At 67.0% G+C, this 18,720-nt stretch carries 15 protein-coding genes, 1 tRNA gene and 1 pseudogene; 3 read left to right on the forward strand and 14 right to left on the reverse strand.

Annotated elements, in window-relative coordinates; genetic code table 11:
• Positions 1–29 precede the first annotated feature (29 nt).
• Positions 30–1,481 carry an amidohydrolase gene (locus ACQCSY_RS01700; RefSeq protein ID WP_427132647.1) on the reverse strand — a complete coding sequence of 484 codons (1,452 nt, stop codon included), beginning with the start codon at positions 1,479–1,481 and terminating at the stop codon, positions 30–32.
• A 358-nt stretch (positions 1,482–1,839) separates the two neighbouring features.
• Positions 1,840–3,093 (reverse strand): annotated as a pseudogene (locus ACQCSY_RS01705) (APC family permease); the annotation flags it as partial.
• A 154-nt stretch (positions 3,094–3,247) separates the two neighbouring features.
• On the opposite strand from ACQCSY_RS01705, the gene ACQCSY_RS01710 reads away from it, so the two are divergent.
• Positions 3,248–3,874, forward strand: a complete 627-nt coding sequence (locus ACQCSY_RS01710; protein WP_427132649.1) for a TetR/AcrR family transcriptional regulator — start codon at positions 3,248–3,250, stop codon at positions 3,872–3,874.
• 147 nt (positions 3,875–4,021) lie between these two features.
• Here ACQCSY_RS01710 and ACQCSY_RS01715 read toward each other — a convergent pair whose 3' ends face one another.
• A complete protein-coding gene (locus tag ACQCSY_RS01715; RefSeq protein ID WP_427132651.1) occupies positions 4,022–7,417 on the reverse strand; it encodes a pyruvate carboxylase in 3,396 nt (1,131 codons plus the stop codon).
• A gap of 346 nt (positions 7,418–7,763) precedes the next feature.
• Here ACQCSY_RS01715 and ACQCSY_RS01720 point away from each other — a divergent pair, with 346 nt between their 5' ends.
• A complete protein-coding gene (locus tag ACQCSY_RS01720; RefSeq protein ID WP_427132653.1) occupies positions 7,764–8,615 on the forward strand; it encodes a ParA family protein in 852 nt (283 codons plus the stop codon).
• A gap of 85 nt (positions 8,616–8,700) precedes the next feature.
• On the opposite strand, the gene ACQCSY_RS01725 is transcribed toward ACQCSY_RS01720, so the two are convergent.
• From ACQCSY_RS01725 to gcvH, 5 genes are all read right to left on the reverse strand, one after another.
• Complete coding sequence (locus tag ACQCSY_RS01725; protein WP_427132655.1) at positions 8,701–9,297, reverse strand: MerR family transcriptional regulator; 597 nt, start codon at positions 9,295–9,297, stop codon at positions 8,701–8,703.
• A gap of 251 nt (positions 9,298–9,548) precedes the next feature.
• On the reverse strand, positions 9,549–10,052 hold the full coding sequence (locus ACQCSY_RS01730; protein WP_427132657.1) for a bifunctional nuclease family protein: 504 nt from the start codon (positions 10,050–10,052) through the stop codon (positions 9,549–9,551).
• Positions 10,052–10,768, reverse strand: a complete 717-nt coding sequence (locus ACQCSY_RS01735; RefSeq protein WP_427132659.1) for a MerR family transcriptional regulator — start codon at positions 10,766–10,768, stop codon at positions 10,052–10,054. Before ACQCSY_RS01735 ends, ACQCSY_RS01730 begins: the two co-directional genes overlap by 1 nt.
• A 23-nt stretch (positions 10,769–10,791) precedes the next feature.
• Entirely contained in the window at positions 10,792–11,262 is a 471-nt protein-coding gene (locus tag ACQCSY_RS01740) for an FHA domain-containing protein (RefSeq protein ID WP_427132661.1), read from the reverse strand.
• 142 nt (positions 11,263–11,404) lie between these two features.
• Positions 11,405–11,791: a glycine cleavage system protein GcvH gene (gene gcvH, locus ACQCSY_RS01745; RefSeq protein WP_427132663.1), complete on the reverse strand. Its 387-nt coding sequence runs from the start codon at positions 11,789–11,791 to the stop codon at positions 11,405–11,407.
• Between the two features lie 142 nt (positions 11,792–11,933).
• Here gcvH and ACQCSY_RS01750 point away from each other — a divergent pair, with 142 nt between their 5' ends.
• Positions 11,934–12,803 carry an Fpg/Nei family DNA glycosylase gene (locus ACQCSY_RS01750; RefSeq protein WP_427132665.1) on the forward strand — a complete coding sequence of 290 codons (870 nt, stop codon included), beginning with the start codon at positions 11,934–11,936 and terminating at the stop codon, positions 12,801–12,803.
• A 149-nt stretch (positions 12,804–12,952) separates the two neighbouring features.
• Here ACQCSY_RS01750 and ACQCSY_RS01755 read toward each other — a convergent pair.
• The 6 genes from ACQCSY_RS01755 to ACQCSY_RS01780 form a co-directional block, all read right to left on the reverse strand.
• Positions 12,953–13,029 (reverse strand) — tRNA-Pro (locus ACQCSY_RS01755).
• Between the two features lie 148 nt (positions 13,030–13,177).
• Positions 13,178–14,728 carry a ribosome biogenesis GTPase Der gene (gene der / locus ACQCSY_RS01760; RefSeq protein WP_427132667.1) on the reverse strand — a complete coding sequence of 517 codons (1,551 nt, stop codon included), beginning with the start codon at positions 14,726–14,728 and terminating at the stop codon, positions 13,178–13,180.
• Positions 14,725–15,465 carry a lysophospholipid acyltransferase family protein gene (locus ACQCSY_RS01765; protein ID WP_427135605.1) on the reverse strand — a complete coding sequence of 247 codons (741 nt, stop codon included), beginning with the start codon at positions 15,463–15,465 and terminating at the stop codon, positions 14,725–14,727. The genes der and ACQCSY_RS01765 overlap by 4 nt, the downstream gene beginning before the upstream one ends.
• A gap of 13 nt (positions 15,466–15,478) precedes the next feature.
• Complete coding sequence (gene cmk, locus ACQCSY_RS01770) at positions 15,479–16,222, reverse strand: (d)CMP kinase (RefSeq protein ID WP_427132669.1); 744 nt, start codon at positions 16,220–16,222, stop codon at positions 15,479–15,481.
• Positions 16,222–17,331 (reverse strand): prephenate dehydrogenase, encoded by a 1,110-nt coding sequence (locus ACQCSY_RS01775; protein ID WP_427132671.1) that lies wholly within the window; start codon positions 17,329–17,331, stop codon positions 16,222–16,224. The genes cmk and ACQCSY_RS01775 overlap by 1 nt, the downstream gene beginning before the upstream one ends.
• 2 nt (positions 17,332–17,333) lie before the next feature.
• Positions 17,334–18,641 (reverse strand): pseudouridine synthase, encoded by a 1,308-nt coding sequence (locus ACQCSY_RS01780; RefSeq protein WP_427132673.1) that lies wholly within the window; start codon positions 18,639–18,641, stop codon positions 17,334–17,336.
• Between the last annotated feature and the right edge of the window lie 79 nt (positions 18,642–18,720).

Genomic DNA, 18,720 nt, shown 5'->3' on the forward strand with positions numbered 1-18,720 from the left:
TTGGGGGATGCGCCAGGGTCGGATCGGGGTTATCTGGAGGCACTCAGTGCCACGTGCTGCGTTTGGCCATCAACGATGGTTGCCAATACGTTGCCCTCCGCCAGCACATCGGGAGCGGCGGTCAGCGGGTCCAGATCGAACACGGTGAAGTCAGCGCGCTTGCCGACGGTGATGGATCCGGAGGTTGCCCACTCCCCTGCGGTCCTGGCGGCATGGGACGTGTATCCCTCCAGCGCCTGCAGGGCCGTCAGCGCCTGGCCCGGAAGGATTGGCTGTTCACCGCGGTGGCCTGCCCGCCTGCGCAATTGCGCGTCGGCCATGATGGGCAGTGGCTCAAAGGGGGCGATCGGCCAGTCCGAGCCCAGCCCCAACGTCACCCCGGCCGCCCTGAGGTCGGCGCAGCGCCAGCCATGATTCGCCCGTTCGGTTCCCAGCCGGGTGGACCAGTTGTCGGTGTGGTCGGCGCGCGAGTAGTGGGTGCAGTGGGTCGGCTGCATGCTGGCGATCACCCCGGACCGTGAGAAACGCTCGATCAGGGCGTCGGGGACGGTTTCAATGTGCTCGATCCTGTGGGCCGCTCCCGGCGTCCCCGGCGGCAGTGCCTCCAATGCGTCCAAGACGGCGGCCACTCCGGCGTCACCTATCGCGTGGGTGGCCGTGGGAATGCCGCGGCCTGCGAAGAATTTCACGGCGTCGGCGTACTCGGCCGGGCGCGGCCAAAAGGGGGCCGTTGACTGTCCGTAGGCGTCCGGCTCGTCCAGCCACGCCGTCCCGTTGTCTACGGTTCCGTCAACAAAGAGCTTGATCCCCGAGACAGCCCAGCGTTGGCCGCACGTGTGGATCAAGTCCGCCAGACGGCCCCATTCCTCTTCCCCGGTGCCGGGCATGCACCATGGTGAGATGCGCAGCCGCAGCGGCAATCCGCCGTCGTCCTCCACCGCGCGGTAGAGCTCCAGCGACCCTTCACTGAGGTCCATGACGTGCGCCGCTGTCAGTCCGGCCCGTGAGAACCGCGAAAGCAAGGAGGCAAGCCGTTCCTTCCGCTCGGCAAACGACTCGGCGGGCATGACCTTTGTGACGAGCCCGACGGCGGCTTCCTCGAGCAACAGCCCCGTGGGGAGGCCGCGCTCATCGCAGACTACTTCCGCGGCCTGATCAAAGGTCCGGGCCCCGCTGACGCCCGCGAGCTCAAGGGCGCGGGAACTGGCCAGGGCTGAATGCCCGTCGAACAAGCGGAGCAGGCAGGGCCTGCCCGCGACAACATCATCGAACGATTCCCGGTGGGCGGCTGCGGATCCGAACACGTTCGGGTCCAGGCCCCATCCCCTCACCCAGTCATCCGGTCCGACAACTTCCGCTTCGCACCGGAGCCGCGCCCGCACTTCGGCGAGGTCCCGGGCACCGGAGAGGTCGCAGCCCCTGGTCATGTCGAGGCCAAAGACGGGGTGGACATTGCAGTCGACCAGGCCCGGGGTCAGCACCGCGGCACCGAAGTCGATGACCTCCGCCGCTGCGGGCCACGCCGCCGCATCCGCGGCTGCCGACGGCGGCGATGACGCCGTTCTGAACCGCCACGGCCTGGACTGCCGCCGACGTCCCGTCCATCGTGTGCACGGCGTCGGCAAGAACTATCAGATCAGGATTCATGGTTTTCAAAGCTTCCAATCCGGGCGAAGCTGCGGGCCGGCGAAGGCGCACCCAGCGGGCGGCAACCAGCCCGAGGACAAACACCGCGGGGGTGACGAGGATGAGGATGGTGTTGGTCAGGGCATCGGCAAATGTGAGCAGCTCGATGTTCAGCCCGATCAGCAGGACGACGCCGAACAGCAGTACGGCCGATACCAGGCTCAAAGGAACCATCAGCCGGTTGGTGACCGCGTCCGGGTTCCGGCGCAGATAGATGAAGGCGGCAACGGAGACGAGTCCCTGCAGGCCCACGATGCCGAAGATCCCGGGCGTGTTCACCCAGATCAGGAGCTGCTGGTACGGGTCGGCGTTGAGCATGGCGCAGATCGCGATGACAGCTGCGGCCAGGGCAGTCTGCAGCTGGCCTGCCCGGTGCGGGGACTTGTACTTGGGGTGGGTTTTGCCCATGAACGCAGGCAGCACGCCGTCGCGGGCGAGCATGTAGACGTAGCGGTTGATCGCATTGTGGAATGCGAGCTGGGAGGCGTAGACGCTCGTGACGATGAGGACGTACATGACAGTCTCGGCCCACGGCCCGACGAAGTGGTTGATGGTCGGGAAGAACATGCCGTTGGCCATCTGCCCGGCAGCCTCCACCGCCTGGTCCTCTCCGTAGGCCTGAACCATGGTCCAGACGATGAAGGCGTAGAACACCGACATGAACCCGACGGCGATGAACGTCGCCCGCGGTACGGACTTGTCCGGATTGCGGGCCTCGCCCCTGTACAGGACCGTAGACTCGAACCCCATGAACGCTGCGAAGCAGATGCCCAGGATCGCCAGTACCCCCGGGCTGAACGCCTGGTCCGGGCTGAACGAACCGGCGCTGATCCCGTGGGCTCCGCCGCTGGACAGAATGCCCACGCCCATCACCGCCAGGATGGCGGTTTCCGCAACCAGGAGCACGCCTGGGACCTTTGCCCCGACGTCGATGCCACGGTAGCCGAGGAACCATACAGCGGCCACGGCCGTGAAGCCGATGACCGGCCACGGCACGTCGAGGCCAAAGAGCACTTGAAGCATGTCCCGTGTCTGCACGGCAAAGAGTCCGTACACCCCGATCTGCAGGCAGTTGTAGGAAACTATCGCCAGGATGGCCGAAGCCAGGCCCGCCGTCTTGCCCATGGCGAGGGAGATGTAGGTGTAGAAGCCGCCCGACGCTTTGACGTGACGGGTCATCGCCATGAACCCGACGGCAAAGACGGTCAGGACAATGCCGGCCACGAGATAGCCGGCAGGCGCTCCGATGCCCCCGACATTGAGGGCCACGGGAGCCACCCCCGCCATCACGGTCAGCGGTGCCGCTGCGGAAATGACGAGGAATGCTATACCCCCGGTCCCGAGCGCGTTCCGCTTGAGCACGCCCTCTCCGGCCGACGTCGGCGGTCTGGTTTGTGTGTCCGGCATGAACCCGTCCCTTCGTAGGAGCCTCTCCAAACGAAAGGCTTTCGTTTATTATGGGGTCATGTGGCCGAGAGCACAATACCCGGCCGGAAACGGCATTGGCGGGGCTTCCCACTAGGCTGAATCTCACTACCGAAGACTGCAGTCAGGAGAACCCATGGGGCGCCCGCTCCTGCCATTGATATCCGTGGAGGCAATCACCACAGCCGCACTTGACCTTGTTGACGAAAGCGGCGATTTCAGCCTTCCCAAACTGGCACGGAGAATCGGCGTCAGCCAGTCCTCGATCTACAACCACGTCAGCGGCCGGGAGGAAATCCTGGAGCTGCTGCGCCACCGGATCATCGCCGAGGAACCCCACGCGCCCGTTGACCACGGGCAGTGGGAAGAAGCGCTGCGGGTCCTGATCAGGGCTTACCGGGATGCCTTTGCCAGGCATCCGAGGCTCGCTCCATTGCTGGTACTGCAGTCCATCAAGGATCCGGACGTCATCGGCATGTATGAAGACCTCGCACGCGCGCTCGAAGCCGCCGGATTCGGCGGGCGCGACGTCGTTTCTGCAATCTCCACGATCGACAGTTTTGCCTTGGGCGCGGCGCTCGATCTGGCCGCTCCGGACGTCGTCTGGGATCCTCCCGCCGACGGTTATCCAGCACTGAAACGCGCCCTCAGCGATGCCGGGCCGGCACAGGAGCGTGGCAGGCACGCCTTCGACTTTGGCCTGGACGTCATCATTGGCGGCCTGCGGGACAGGCTGCGGACGAAGCAGGGACATCTGGCATAGGCGACCACGCAAAACGCTCGGCTGGGATACCCCCAGCCGAGCGCCTTGGTGATTTACTACTGACCACCTAATCCGCAGGTGGTGCAACGACCGCTAGAACCCCAGGCTTCCGCCGGAAGGATCCTTCTTTCGTTGTCGGCAGGGCCGCTACTCAACCACGAGCAGCAGGTCACCGCCCTGGACCTGTTCCACCGCGCCGACGGCGAGGCGCGACACGGTGCCGGCCACCGGCGTCGTGATGGAGGCTTCCATCTTCATGGCCTCGATGGTGGCGACGGTGTCGCCGGCCTTGACCGTGTCCCCGGCCTTGACCGTCAGGGTGACGGCGCCGGCGAACGGTGCCGCCACCTGGCCGGGCTGGGAGGTGTCGGCGCGCTCGGCGGCCTTGACGTTGCTGACCACGGAGCGGTCGCGGACCACCACGGGACGGGACTGTCCGTTGAGCGTGCACATCACGGTGCGCATGCCTTTCTCGTCCGGCTCGGAGACCGCTTCGAGGGAGGCAATAAGGCGGACGCCCTTCTCCAGCTCGATCTCGTGCTCCGCGCCGCGCTGCAGCCCGAAGAGGTAGTCACGGGTATCCAGCACCGAGAGGTTTCCGTAGGACTCCACGCTCTTCAGGTAGTCCTTCGTGGGGCCGGCGAAGAGCAGGCGGTTGAGGGTCTGCTGACGGGTCTTGGAATCTGCCTTGAGGGCGGCGCTGTCCTCGGCGCTGAGCTCGACGTCACGGACCTTGATGGTGCGGCCCTGCAGTGCCTTGGTCCGGAACGGCTCGGGCCAGCCGCCGGGAGGATCGCCCAGCTCACCGGAGAGGAAGCCGATCACGGAATCCGGGACGTCGTACTTCTGCGGGTTCTCGTTGAAGTCCGCGGGGTCGGCGTTGAGTCCCACGAGATGCAGGGCGAGGTCGCCCACCACCTTGGAGGACGGCGTCACCTTCACGAGCCGGCCGAGGATGCGGTCGGCCGCGGTGTACATGTCCTCGATCGCCTCGAAACGCTCGCCGAGGCCCAGCGCGATCGCCTGCTGCCGCAGGTTGGAGAGCTGGCCGCCCGGGATCTCGTGCTGGTAGACACGGCCGGTGGGGCCCGGCAGCCCGGATTCGAACGGCGCGTACATGCGGCGGACGGCTTCCCAGTACGGCTCCAAGGCGCAGACGTTTGCCAGGCTCAGCCCGGTGTCGCGGGGTGTGTGTGCCAGTGCGGCCACGAGCGCCGAGGCCGACGGCTGGCTCGTCGTTCCGGCCAGGGAGGCCGAGGCCACATCCACGGCGTCCACGCCGGCATCCACGGCCGCCAGGAGGGTGGCCAGCTGGCCGCCTGCGGTGTCGTGCGTGTGCAGGTGGACTGGAAGGTCGAACCGCTCCCGCAGAGCCGACACAAGGCGCGCGGCAGCCGCGGGGCGCAGCAGCCCTGCCATGTCCTTGATCGCGAGGATGTGCGCACCGGCGTCGACGATCTTCTGCGCCAGCTCCAGGTAGTAGTCCAGGGTGTAGAGCGTCTCGTCCGGATCCAGCATGTCCGCGGTGTAGCAGAGGGCGACTTCGGCGACGGCGGTGCCGGTCTCGCGGACGGCGCGAATGGCCGGGGCCATCTGGTTGACGTCGTTGAGCGCGTCGAAGATGCGGAAGATGTCGATGCCCGTGGCCGCGGCCTCGTTGACGAACGCCACCGTGACCTCTTCCGGGTAGGGCGTGTAGCCGACCGTGTTGCGGCCGCGGAGCAGCATCTGCAGGCAGACGTTCGGCAGTGCCTTCCGCAGGGACGCGAGCCGGTCCCAGGGGTCCTCGCCGAGGAAGCGCAGTGCGACGTCGTAGGTGGCCCCGCCCCAGGCTTCGACGGACAGCAGTTCGGGCAGCAGCTGGGAGACGGCCGGGCCGGCCGCGACGAGGTCGCGGGTGCGCACTCGGGTGGCGAGCAGCGACTGGTGGGCGTCGCGGAAGGTGGTGTCCGTCACCGCGACGGCATCCTGCGCGCGCAGGGCTTTCGCGAAGGCTTCCGGGCCCAGGTCCCGCAGCCGCTGGCGGGAGCCCGGCCGGGCTGCGGCGTCTGCCAGGGCGGGAAGCTTGGCGGCCGGGTCCGTGTGGACAGTGAGCTCGCCGTTGGGCTTGTTCACGGTGACATCGGCAAGCCAGGTCAGCAGCTTGGTGCCGCGGTCCGCGGAGACCCGGGCCTTCAGCAGCTCGGGGCGCTCGTCGATGAACGAGGTGGCCACATTTCCTGCCACGAAGTCCGGGTCGTCCAGGACGGCCTGCAGGAAGGAAATGTTGGTGGACACGCCGCGGATGCGGAACTCGGCGAGGGCGCGCCGGGCCCGGGCCACGGCGGCCGGGTAGTCGCGGCCGCGGCAGGTCAGCTTGACCAGCATCGAGTCGAAGTGCGGGCTGATCTCCGCGCCGGAGTACACGGTGCCGCCGTCGAGCCGGACACCCGCGCCGCCGGCCGAACGGTAGCCGGTGATCTTGCCGACGTCGGGCCGGAAGCCGTTGGACGGGTCCTCGGTGGTGATGCGGCACTGCAGGGCTGCGCCCTTGAGCTGGACGGTCTCCTGCGAGAGGCCCAGGTCCGCGAGGGTCTCGCCGGCGGCAATGCGCAGCTGCGCCTGGACGAGGTCGACGTCGGTCACTTCTTCGGTGACGGTGTGCTCGACCTGGATGCGCGGGTTCATCTCGATGAACACGTGCTGGCCGGCGCGCTCCCCTACGGTGTCGACGAGGAATTCGACGGTGCCGGCGTTGACGTAGTTCAGCGCCTTGGCGAACTTCACGGCGTCGCGGTACAGGGCCTGGCGGATGCCCTCGTCGAGGTTCGGGGCCGGAGCGATCTCGACGACCTTCTGGTGGCGGCGCTGGATGGAGCAGTCCCGCTCGAAGAGGTGCATTACGTTGCCCTCGGCATCGGCCAGGATCTGGACTTCGATGTGGCGGGGGCGCAGGACGGCCTGCTCGAGGAACATGGTGGGATCGCCGAACGCCGCGTCCGCTTCACGCATGGCGGCCTGCAGGGCCTCCGGCAGGGCATCGCGGGTGTCCACCCGGCGCATGCCGCGGCCGCCACCGCCGGCAACGGCCTTGGCGAAGATGGGGAAGCCGATCTCGTCAGCGGCGGCGATCAGCTCGTCAAGGTCCTTCGACGGCTGACTGGACTTCAGCGTCGGGACCCCGGCCTTGCGGGCTGCCTCGAGGGCGGCCACCTTGTTCCCGGCAAGTTCCAGGACTTCCGCCGGCGGGCCGACGAAGGTGATGCCCGCCTCCTGGGCGGCCCGTGCCAGGCGCGGGTTCTCGGAGAGGAAGCCGTAGCCGGGGTAGATGGCGTCCGCCCCGGACTCCTTGGCCACCCGCACGACCTCGTCAACGTCAAGGTATGCCCGGACCGGATGGCCCTCCTCGCCGATCAGATATGCCTCGTCGGCCTTCTGGCGGTGGATCGAGTTGCGGTCCTCGTTGGGAAACACGGCTACAGTCTTGGCACCCAGTTCGTAGCTCGCGCGGAAGGCACGGATCGCGATTTCGCCGCGGTTGGCCACCAGAATCTTCGAAAACATACTTCTCCTGCATCATTGCGGGTGTATCGGTAATTGGTCACAGTGTCTAAGACCGGTGTAGGCAAACACAAATCATTGTGGCGACCATCACAGCATTATCCGTCACGGATGCGGCGATAGGCAGGGGGAAACGGCAGGAGCAACGGACCGGGGCACGGACCCATTCGTGCGTTGCTTCCCGCCGTCTTCCCGAGGTTCTGCCGCCCCGGCACCGGATGAGACGGGTTTCGTCGGAGCATCAACATATGATGAGTCGGTGGGTGGCGCACGCACGCCCCGGCTCCGGAGAACGCAGGAGCCGGCACGACCCCGTCTCGGCAACCGGCGTTAGGTATTGGGTTTTCAAGTGCAAGTAGTCAGCATCAGCAGCCTCAAAGGCGGTGTCGGTAAGACATCAGTGACCACCGGATTGGCGTCTGCGGCACTGGCCGCCGGCATCCCCACCCTCGTCGTCGACCTTGACCCGCACGCGGATGCGAGCACGGCGCTGGGGGTCAGCCCGGACGAGCAGCTCGATATCGGCCGGATGCTCAAGGCACCGCGGCGGGCACACCTTTCCGACAACGTTGTTCCCAGCGGCTGGGTGGAACGCGTCAGGACCAACGGCGCCTCCCCGTCCGGCTCCGCGCCGTCCATCCTGGACGTGGCCGTGGGCTCCGCCTACACCGGCATCTACGACCGCCCGGATCTCGGCCGCCGCGACCTCCGCAGGCTCTCCGCGGTGCTGGCGGGCGCGGAGCACTACGACCTGGTCCTGGTGGATTGCCCGCCCTCGCTCAACGGGCTCACGCGGATGGCGTGGTCCGCGAGTGACAAGGTGACCCTGGTGGCCGAACCCGGACTCTTCTCGGTCGCAGGCACCGAGCGCACCATGCGCGCCATCCAGCTGTTCCGCCAGGAATTCGCCCCCAAGCTGTCGCCTGCCGGAATCGTGGCCAACCGGGTGCGCAGCGGCTCCGCGGAGCACACGTTCCGCTTGGCGGAGATGCAGTCCATGTTCGGCGAACTGCTGCTGACCCCGCACATCCCGGAGCAGGCCAACTGGCAGCAGATCCAGGGCGCCGCTCACTCCATCCACCACTGGCCCGGAGACTCCGCCAAGAACACCGCGGCCCTGTTCGATGCCCTCTTGGCGAACCTGCTGAAGTCCAACGGCTCGGCCCCCGCCGGCACCGTCCGCGACCGCAGCCAGCGCTAGCCGGCCCGAAACAAAGGCCCCCTTCCCCGTGGGAAGGCGGCCTTTGTTGTAGGTTCTTGTGCGTCCTGCGCTAGCCGATCCTGCGCTAGCCGATCTTGCGGGCAGCCCGGCGCTTGCTCAGTTCGTCGCCGGGAAAGGACTGGTCCGAGGCGTGTTCGCTGGGAAGCGCCGCAAGGCTCCCTTCGACTTCGCGCCAGACACGGCCGACGGCGATGCCGAAGACGCCCTGGCCGCCCTGGACCAGATCGATGACTTCGTCCGCCGAGGTGCACTCGTAGACGCTCGCGCCGTCGCTCATGAGCGTGATCTGCGCGAGGTCCTCGACGCCGCGCTCCCTGAGGTGCTCGACGGCGGTCCGGATCTGCTGCAGCGAGACGCCGGTGTCCAGAAGCCGTTTGACCACCTTGAGCACCAGGATGTCGCGGAAGCCGTACAGCCGCTGGGAGCCGGAACCGGCGGCGCCGCGGACTGCGGGCTCCACGAGCCCGGTCCGGGCCCAGTAGTCGAGCTGGCGGTAGGTGATGCCGGCTGCCTTGCAGGCGGTGGGACCGCGGTAGCCCGCGTCTTCGTCCAGGACAGGAAGATCCTCGGTGAACAGCAGGCCCTGGGCACCGCTGGCGGGCACAGCAACACCAGCCGTCGAGGCCTGCTTGAGCTCGCTTGCTTCGCCTTTCGGACTCACGTGGATCCTCCTTGTCATGAGTTCCCCTGAGTAAGTAGCAGCGGCAGCCGGCTAACTGAGCAACAGCGAATAAAATTCATTCGTGTAATTTAGCCGGGGCTGCACTTTCCAGTGTGACTTGCGCAGCTGCCGTATGCAATGGGAACTTGTACCTCCGACGTTAGGCCTGACGGGGCCCAAGGTCAAAGACGTTCGCGCTATTCGGGGGGCGTGTCGAAACTTTCATCCTAGACTTTAACGTTGCCGCGGCCTCAGCCGGCGAAGTCGTCAGGTTCGACGTCGTCGAGGAACTCACGGAACCGGCGCAGCTCGCCTTCTTCGTCCACGGCGGGCCCGGGGTGGGTGTCTTCGCCCTCGTCGTGTTCGGTGATCCGGACGCCGGCTTCATCCATAACGGCGTCGGCGCACCAGATCCGGCACTTGGCGCGAAGTGCAAGCGCCAGGGCATCCGAGGCCCGGGAGCTGACGGTGGTGCCGTTTTCGAATTGCAGCTGGCCGTAGAAGATGTTGTCCTCCACGGCCACGATGTTGACGCTGACAATGGTGTGGCCCAGGGATTCGACGACGTCGACCAGCAGGTCATGGGTCATCGGCCGGGGCGGGACGACTCCTTGCTGGGCCAGGGCGATGGCGCTGGCCTCCGGGGTGCCGATCCAGATCGGCACGTGGCGCTCCCCGTGGATTTCCTTGAGCAGGACGAGCGGCTGGTTGGACGGCAACTCAATCCGCACGCCGACGATCTCCACCTCGATCATCAGATGTCCATCCTCGCGATGCGGTCGTGGACCAGCGCCTGGTGCAGCGACAGGCAGAGGTCACTGATTTCCCGTGCCGCCTCGGCAGCCCGGGCATGCGAGGCGGCGTCCTTGCGGGAGGTCAGGGTGGCCACCGCGCGCTCCACGAGCCCGAATTCGCGTTCGGCGGCCGCCTGGAAGGGCCGCAGGTGCCGCGGCTCCAGGCCATGGCTCTCCAGCTGCACGCAGGCCCGCGCCACCTGCAGGGCGTGTTCGTCGAACTTGCCGTTGACATGGCCGATCAGGCCGAAGCTCAGGAGCGACTCCAGGAGCGGGACGCTGGCGCCGGACTCGGCCCGGAGCTGTTCCTCGCTCAGCCGCCGCACGCGGTTCTGCAGCTCGGTCGCGAGCTCATCGGAGACGATCCTCGGGGACACCGTGACACCGGCCGGCAGGTTCTCCGGGCGTTCGCCGCGGTCGATCGCGTCAAGGTAGTCCTTGATGACCTTCAGCGGCAGGTACTGGTCGCGTTGGAGGGCAAGCACGAAGCGCAGCCGTTCGACGTCGCTCTCCGAGTACTGCCGGTAACCGGCGGGCGTCCGCTTTGGGTTGATGAGTCCCTTTTCCTCAAGGAACCGGATTTTCGACGCCGTCATGCCCGGGAAGTCATCGCTCAGCTGAGCCAGGACTTCCCCGATGTTCAGAACCTGGGGTCCGCGCCGTTCCGCTTGTGCCATAGCCACAGGCAGCTACCCCGGAATCAGACGTTGCCTGCTGCGCGGGCAGGGCTCAGGTAGAAGGTGAGGCGGAACTTGCCGATCTGGACTTCGTTGCCGGACTTCAGCTCCACGGCGTCCACGCGGTCGTGGTTGACGTACGTTCCGTTCAGGCTGCCGGTGTCCACGACCTCAAAGCTGCGGGCGGTGCGGCGGAATTCAACGTGGCGGCGGGAGACCGTGACGTCGTCCAGGAAGATGTCGGCGTCCGGGTGGCGGCCCGCCGTCGTGACGTCAGAGTCCAGCAGGAAGCGGGCGCCGGCGTTGGGTCCGCTGTGTGCAACCAGCAGGGCCGAGCCAAAGGGAAGGGCCTTAACAGCAGCCCGTTCCTCGGAAGAGAGCTGCGGGGTGAAGGTGGGTTCGTCGCGCACCGGAGTGAGGTTGATCGACGTGGTCTCCGAAGCTTTCACTCCACCCGTGCCGTAACCGGTGTCGTTCCGTTCGTGCCCAAACATTGAGTCCTCCTCATTCGTTGCAGGTGTCCCCCCTGCAAACAACGCATGCCGTCCGGAAAAGCCTGGCAGATCCGATTCAGCCCTTCGGCGGGGCTTTGCTTGTTTTGTTGTGCCAACACCCCGGCCCGAATGACCTCTTCCTTTAGCCTACCTGCTGTTCGTACTCGGATGCACTGAGCAGGGACTCGATCGCGTCGGCTTCGGCGAGCCTGATTTCGATCAGCCAGCCCTCGCCGTACGGATCCGAATTGATGAGGGCCGAATCGGTGTCCAGGGCCTCGTTCCGGGCGACCACCTCGCCCGTCACCGGGGCGTAGATGTCGCTGACGCTCTTCGTGGATTCGACCTCGCCGACGACGTCGTTGGCCTTGATGGTGCTGCCCACCTCCGGCATCTGGGCGTACACGACATCCCCGAGGGCGTCCTGGGCAAAATCGGTGATGCCCACCCGCACGACCCTGTCGGCATTCGGGGCCGAAACCCATTCGTGTTCTGCGGTGTAGGACAGCTCTTCGGGAATGATGCTCATGACGGGCCTTTCATCGGGTCAATCACCAATGGCGACGGCGGTCAACTGAACTGTCCGCCGGTGAAAGTATATGCAAATCTACAGTGCCTGTAAGGGGCTCCCTGCCGTGATGGGTGCTGCCGCCTTATGGCACAGTGGTTCCATGCCTGAACTTCCCGAGGTCGCCGGGCTGAGCGCGTTCCTGGACACGCAGCTCCAAGGGGCCGTGCTCACGAAGGTCCAGATCGTCTCCTTCGCCGTGCTGAAGACCGCCGACCCTCCCTACACAGCCCTGGAGGGGCAGGAAATTATCGGAGTGAAACGCCACGGAAAGTTCATCAGTCTGGATGCCAGTGGCGTGTACCTGGTCTTCCATTTGGCCAAGGCAGGCTGGCTGCAGTACACCGAATCCCCCACTGCCGCCCGGCTCCGCCTGGGCAAGGGCCACATCGCGGCCCGTTTCGCCTTCCTGCGGGGCCCGGAGCATCTCGGCGTGGACCTGACAGAGGCGGGAACCAGGAAGAGCCTTGCCGTTTACGTCGTGCGCGACGCGCAGGACGTCCCGGGCATAGCGAGCCTCGGCCCCGATCCGCTGGATTCCTCGTTCGACGGTGGGACGTTCGCCGGGATCCTCGGCTCCAGTTCCCAACAGATCAAGGGACTCCTGCGCAGCCAGGGCGTCATTGCCGGGATCGGAAACGCCTACAGCGATGAGATCCTCCACGCTGCCAGGATCTCCCCCTTCGCCATTGCCAAATCCCTGGACAGCGACTCCGTGCAGGTCCTGTATGACTGCATCCACAGTGTCCTCGGGGCCGCGGTGTCGGACGCCGTTGGCAAGGCGCCTGACCAGCTCAAGGATGTCAAGCGGAGCACGATGCGGATCCACGGCCGCACCGGGCAGCCGTGCCCTGTCTGCGGCGACACCGTGCGGGAGGTGTCCTTCGCAGACACGGCGCTCCAATACTGCCCGACGTGCCAGACCAAGGGGAAAATCCTGGCGGACCGACGGACGTCCCGGTTCCTGAAGTAGCCTGAAGTAGCACGGTCGGCACCCGCTGGCTCCCGCCTGAATCCAGGGCGCCCGGCGTCCGGACACACTGCAAGCCCCAGCTTCGGCCTGAGGCAAAAGAAAAACCGCCCCACCACCGGGATACTTCCCGGTGATGGAGCGGTTCCTGTTGGTCGGGCTGACAGGATTTGAACCTGCGACCCCTTGACCCCCAGTCAAGTGCGCTACCAAGCTGCGCTACAGCCCGTCAGTTCCGCCGTTCTCCGCTGAGAGTTCATCCCGGTTTTTCTCCAGGATTTCCTTCTGAGCAGTCCGGCCGAACCACCTCCAAAAGCTTACACGATCCCCGAGGGTGCCTGTGCCATTTTCAGGTGCCCGAGGCGGGTGTGTCGGAATTAACGTTTCTTGCCGCGCTTTTCGCGCACGCGCATGTTGACTTCGATCGGCGTGCCCTCGAAACCGAAGGTCTCACGGAGCCGGCGCGTGATGAAGCGGCGGTAGCCCGGATCCAGGAATCCGGTGGTGAAGAGCACAAACTTCGGGGGCCGGCTGGAGGCCTGCGTTCCGAACAGGATGCGGGGCTGCTTGCCGCCGCGGACCGGGTGCGGGTGCGCCGCCACAAGTTCGCCCAGGAACGCGTTGAGGCGCCCGGTGGGGATCCGCTTGTCCCAGCTCTCCAGGGCCGTGTCCAGGGCCGGAACGAGCTTGTCTTTGTGCCAGCCGGTCTTCGCCGAGATATTGACGCGGGGAGCCCACGCTACGTGGGCCAGGTCCTGGTCGATCTCGCGCTCAAGATAGCGGCGGCGTTCGTCGTCGAGCAGGTCCCACTTGTTAAAGGCCAGCACCAGCGCGCGGCCGGATTCTATGGCGAGCTGCAGGATGCGGACATCCTGCTCGCTGAGCACTTCATCGACGGCGAGGAGCACGACGGCGACTTCGGCCTTTTCGAGCGCGCTCTGCGTGCGCAGCGAGGCGTAGAAGTCGGCGCCCTGTGCCATGTGCTGGCGGCGGCGGATGCCGGCGGTGTCCACGAAGCGCCAGGTGCGGCCGCCGAGTTCGATGAACTCATCGACCGGGTCACGGGTGGTGCCGGCGGTGTTGTCCACCACCACGCGCTCGGAACCGGCCACCTTGTTCAGCAGCGAGGACTTGCCGACATTCGGGCGGCCGATGAGGGCGACGCGGCGGGGTCCGCCGGAGCGCTCGAGACCTTCGATCGTGGAGAACTCCGGGAGGGTGTCCATGACGTGGTCCAGGAGGTCGGCCACGCCGCGGCCGTGGAGCGCCGACACCGGGTACGGCTCGCCGAAGCCCAGGCCCCAGAGGGCGGCGGAATCGGCTTCCTGCGCGAAGTCGTCCACCTTGTTGGCCACCATGATGACCGGCTTCTTGGACTTGCGCAGCATCTTCATGACGCCCTCGTCAGTGGCGGTGGCGCCCACTGCGGAGTCGACGACGAACAAGACGGCGTCGGCGAGTTCCACGGCCATCTCGGCCTGCTCGGCCACGCGGGCGTGGATGCCGCGGGCATCGTGCTCCCAGCCGCCGGTGTCGACGACCGTGAAGTTCCGGCCGTTCCAGTGCGCCGCGTACATGACACGGTCACGGGTGACGCCGGGGGTGTCTTCGACGACGGCCTCGCGGCGGCCGAGGATGCGGTTGACCAGCGTGGACTTGCCAACGTTGGGCCGGCCGATGATGGCCAGGACCGGATCCAGCTTGACGGGACCATCAAAGTCCTCGTCGTCGAAGTGCCCGCTCAGCAGGGCGGCGTCGTCCTCGTCCAGTTCGTAGTCGTCCAGGCCGGCACGGAGGGAAGCCGCGCGGACCTCCGCTTCCTCGTCATCCAGGGCGGCGAGATGTTCAGCCACCTGGTCCGTGCCGGTGGGCGTGTATTCGTCTTCGCCGGCGCCAAATTTGCCGGAGGTTTGAGTCGTATCGCTCATTGCACTTTCCTTAGGTGGTGATCTGCCGGCGTCCCGGCTACTGCTTCATGACGTTCTTGCGGGGAATCCGCGTCGGGCAAGGGCTGCCCGGTACTTTTGATTGAGTCCTGGACATGGCGGGCCAGCGCGGCGCGGATCTCGATTCCCGCCCTGTCCATTGAAGCACGCCCGGTCTCGCCGGGCCTGCGGCTGACGTTGAGGGCCCCGCCGAAGCTGACATGCAGCCGGCGGCGCAGCCGGGGCACGGCGTCCAGGTGCTCGCCGCTGACCCTGGTGCCCAGGATGGCCACGGGGACCACGGTCGCGCCGGAGTTGAGCGCCAGCCAGGCGACGCCGTTGTTGATCGCGGCGGCGTGACCGCTCCCCCGCGTGCCTTCGGGGAGAATCCCGACGCACCGGCCGGCGTCGAGCAGGCTCCTGGCCGCGGTAAGGGCCACACGGTCGCCGCGGCGGTCCACCGGCAGTTGGCCGGAGGCCTTCAGTACCCTGCCCAGGAAACCGGCGAACATCTCCTGCTTGACCAGGATGTGCATGGGCCGGGGTGACGCCCCGAACATGACCGGTCCGTCCAGGAAACTGATGTGGTTTCCGGCGAAGATCACCGGGCCGGTCGCCGGGACGTTGGAACGCCCGGAGACTGAGGTCCGGTAGAGGACATGGTCCAGGATCCAGCCCACGGGCCGGCTCCAGGCCGTGGTCCACCGTCCTGGCAGGGGCACGGGCAGGGGCACAGGCATAAGGGTACGCAGCTCAGTCACGGTTGATGACCTTCTGGTTGATGACCTTGTGGTCGATGATGCTGTTCACGATGCCGAGCGCGGCGTCGACCGTCTGGTCGAAGTCCAGCTCCGAGGAGTCCAGCGTGACCACGCCGTCGGCGGCCGTGGTGAAGTTCACCACGGTGGAGTCCTTGGCATCGCGGTGGGTGACCTGGGCCGCGAGCTGCTCGGCGTTCTGGCTGCCGCCGAGCTGGATGCCCCGGCGGCGCAGCCGCGCCTCTTCGCTGGCGGTGAGCAGCATCCGCACTTCGGCCTGGGGAGCGACGACGGTGGTGATGTCCCGGCCCTCGACCACCATGCGGCGGTGGTGCTTCCCGATCAGTTCGCGCTGGCGGCGGATCAGCTCGGTGCGGGCGCCAAGGGTGGTTGCCACGGCGCTGACTGCGGCGGAAATCGCCGGCTCGCGGATGGCGAACGTCACGTCGACACCTCCGACGCGGACATACTCTTCCTGCGCGCTCGTGCTGATCTCCAGCGGGAGGCTCTCGGCCGCCGCCTCGACGGCGGCACCGTCGTCAAGGTCCGTTCCGCGGTCCAGGCAGTACCAGGTCAGGGCGCGGTACATGGCACCGGTGTCGAGGTAGGCCAGTTTGAGCCGGCGGGCCACCTCTTTGCTGACGCTGGATTTGCCTGATCCGGACGGCCCGTCAATGGCGACGACAAGGCTTTTTCCGGGGCGGACAACGTCCACTGTCTCGATGAGTTCCTGGGTCATTACTGGAGTACCCGCCATCCGCGGTCGTTGAGGGCTTCTATTAACAGGTCGTGCTTGTTGGGCAGGACGGAAATTTCCACCATGCCCACATTCTGTCCCGAGGAATGGTCCAGGCGCAGGTCCTCCAGGTTGACGCCGATCTCGCCGATCTCCGTCAGGAGCCTCGCGATCTGGCCCGGTGTGTCGTCCACAAGGACCGTCAGCCAGGAGTAGGCCTGCGGCGGTCCGCCGTGCTTGCCCGGAATCCGGGACTGGCCGGCGTTGCCTTCGCTGATCAGCTGGGCGAGGTCCAGCCGGGCACCGGGCGCCGTCGGGTGCTCAAGGGTGCCGATCAGCCGGTTGAGGTCCTCGCGGACCCCGTGCAGGATCCCGACCACCTTGTCCGCGTTCGCGCCAAGGATCTGGACCCAGAGCGTGGGATCGCTCGCCGCGATCCGGGTGACGTCCCGCAGCCCGTTCCCGGCGAGCGACAGCGCGTGCAGGGGTGTTCCCTGCAGGCGGCTGGCCACGAGCGAGGATATGACCTGGGGCACGTGGGAGACCAGTGCCACGGCTTCGTCGTGTTCATCGGCCCCGAATTCGGAGACGACGGCGCCGAGGTCGCTGGCCAGCGAACGCGCCACCTGCACAGACTCCGGCAGCGTCTCTTCCGAGGGACACAGGACCCACGGCATGGACGTGAACAGCTCGCCGCGGGCTGCGACGGGGCCGGACTTCTCGCGCCCTGCCATTGGGTGGGTCCCCACATAGCGGCCAAGGTCCGCGCCGCGGGTGCGAAGGTCGGCCAGGATGCCAGCCTTCACACTCGCGATGTCCACGACCACGGCCTGCGGGTAGTCCGCCAGGGCCCGTTCCACCACATCCGCGGTGACGTCCGGCGGCGCGGCCACCACGACGAGTTCTGGCTGTTCCCCGTCAAGGCGCGCCAAAGGCAGGCCAGCGCCGATGTCGACGGCGACGGCCTGGTTGGTGGGCGAGGGGTCGGAGAGGAACACCGCCACTCCGCGGCCCCGCAGCCCCAGCCCGATGCTGGTGCCGAGGAGTCCGGCCCCCACGACCACCACCGGACCGAACAGGTGGCCGCGGCCGTGGGTGCGAAAGGCGGACATGCTTACAGCCCCACGGATGCCAGCAGGTGGCCGACTTCCTGCTTGCCGAGGTTGCGGATGCTGCCCTGGCGCTGGTCCCCCAGCCCGATCGGGCCGACCTTGACGCGAACCAGGCGCAGCACCGGGAAGCCGACGGCGTCGAAGAGACGCCGGACGATCCGGTTCTTGCCCGAGTGCAGCACGACCTCAATCAGCACGTGGCCCGGAGTCGAGTCCACGAGCTTGAAGGAGTCGACCGAGGCGATACCGTCCTCGAGTTCAACGCCCGCCTTCAGCTCGGCGCCGATGCCCTGCGGGAACGGCCCGCGGACCTGCACGAGGTAGGTCTTGGGAACTTCGTAGGAGGGGTGCGTCAGGCGGTTGGCGAGCTCGCCGTCGTTGGTCAGCAGCAGCAGGCCTTCCGTGGCGACGTCAAGCCGGCCCACGTGGAAGAGGCGTTCGCCATGGTTGTTGCGCACGAAGTCGCTGATGCAGGGACGGCCGTCCGGGTCTTCCATGGTGGAGACAACGCCCTTGGGCTTGTTGAACACCATGTAGACCATGTTCTCGTCCAGCTGGATGCGGAGCCCGTCGACGTGAATCACCGCGGTTTTCGGGTCGACGCGCACGCCGAGCTCGGTGACGACCAGGCCGTCGACCTCGACGCGGCCTTCGGCGATCATTTCCTCGCAAACGCGCCGTGAGGCGACGCCGGCCGAGGCCATGACTTTCTGAAGCCGGACGCCGTCGGCGTCGTGCAGCTCAGACTGCGGCACCTCGCGACGGGGTCCGCGGTTGCGGGCCGGCCTGCGGATCGGGCCGAGGTTCTGGCCGAAGCGTTCGCTGCCGAAGGCGCGGGGGCCGGCAGCCTTCGGCGCGCCGGTGCGCGGCTTGGGCTTGAGCGCGCCGGGCGTGCCGGGCACCTTGCCTGCGCCGGGCTTGCGGGCACCGGGCTTCCGGGCACCTGCCTTGCCGGCGCCCGCGCCGGACTTCCAGCCGCTGGCGGCAGGACGGCCTGCAGGGCCGCCGCCGGCTACAGGCTGATCCGGATCGATGAAGGCCTCTTCGCGGGGCTTCGGGTGCTTGAAGGGGCGCCCGCCGCCGCCTTTGGTGAAGTCGCTGGAGAAGGCGCGCTGGCCGCCGCCTTGGCTTGCGCCACCGGTACGGCCGCCTCTGTCCTGTGCTGCGCGACCCGCGCCGCCCTGCGCCGAAGCGCGTCCGGTACTGCCTCCGGCAGTGCGTCCGGCACTGTTGCGTCCGGCGCTGTTTTGTCCGGCGCTGTTGCGTCCCGAACTGTTACGTGGTGAACCCTGGCGTCCCGCCTGTGTCATGACCCGTCCTTACGTTGGTGGCCCGCGGCCGCTGTCTCCCGACAACCCCCGCCAGCTAAAGGCAAAATGGTTCTGCCCT

This window comes from Pseudarthrobacter sp. S9, assembly GCF_050156545.1.
GTDB lineage: Bacteria > Actinomycetota > Actinomycetes > Actinomycetales > Micrococcaceae > Arthrobacter.

Coding starts and splice junctions, on each gene's coding strand:
- ACQCSY_RS01710 (WP_427132649.1), top strand. CDS start 3,248: ATGGGGCGCCCGCTCCTGCCATTGATATCCGTGGAGGCAATCACCACA.
- ACQCSY_RS01715 (WP_427132651.1), bottom strand. CDS start 7,417: ATGTTTTCGAAGATTCTGGTGGCCAACCGCGGCGAAATCGCGATCCGT.
- ACQCSY_RS01730 (WP_427132657.1), bottom strand. CDS start 10,052: ATGATCGAGGTGGAGATCGTCGGCGTGCGGATTGAGTTGCCGTCCAAC.
- ACQCSY_RS01735 (WP_427132659.1), bottom strand. CDS start 10,768: ATGGCACAAGCGGAACGGCGCGGACCCCAGGTTCTGAACATCGGGGAA.
- ACQCSY_RS01740 (WP_427132661.1), bottom strand. CDS start 11,262: ATGTTTGGGCACGAACGGAACGACACCGGTTACGGCACGGGTGGAGTG.
- gcvH (WP_427132663.1), bottom strand. CDS start 11,791: ATGAGCATCATTCCCGAAGAGCTGTCCTACACCGCAGAACACGAATGG.
- ACQCSY_RS01750 (WP_427132665.1), top strand. CDS start 11,934: ATGCCTGAACTTCCCGAGGTCGCCGGGCTGAGCGCGTTCCTGGACACG.
- der (WP_427132667.1), bottom strand. CDS start 14,728: ATGAGCGATACGACTCAAACCTCCGGCAAATTTGGCGCCGGCGAAGAC.
- ACQCSY_RS01765 (WP_427135605.1), bottom strand. CDS start 15,465: ATGCCTGTGCCCCTGCCCGTGCCCCTGCCAGGACGGTGGACCACGGCC.
- cmk (WP_427132669.1), bottom strand. CDS start 16,222: ATGACCCAGGAACTCATCGAGACAGTGGACGTTGTCCGCCCCGGAAAA.
- ACQCSY_RS01775 (WP_427132671.1), bottom strand. CDS start 17,331: ATGTCCGCCTTTCGCACCCACGGCCGCGGCCACCTGTTCGGTCCGGTG.
- ACQCSY_RS01780 (WP_427132673.1), bottom strand. CDS start 18,641: ATGACACAGGCGGGACGCCAGGGTTCACCACGTAACAGTTCGGGACGC.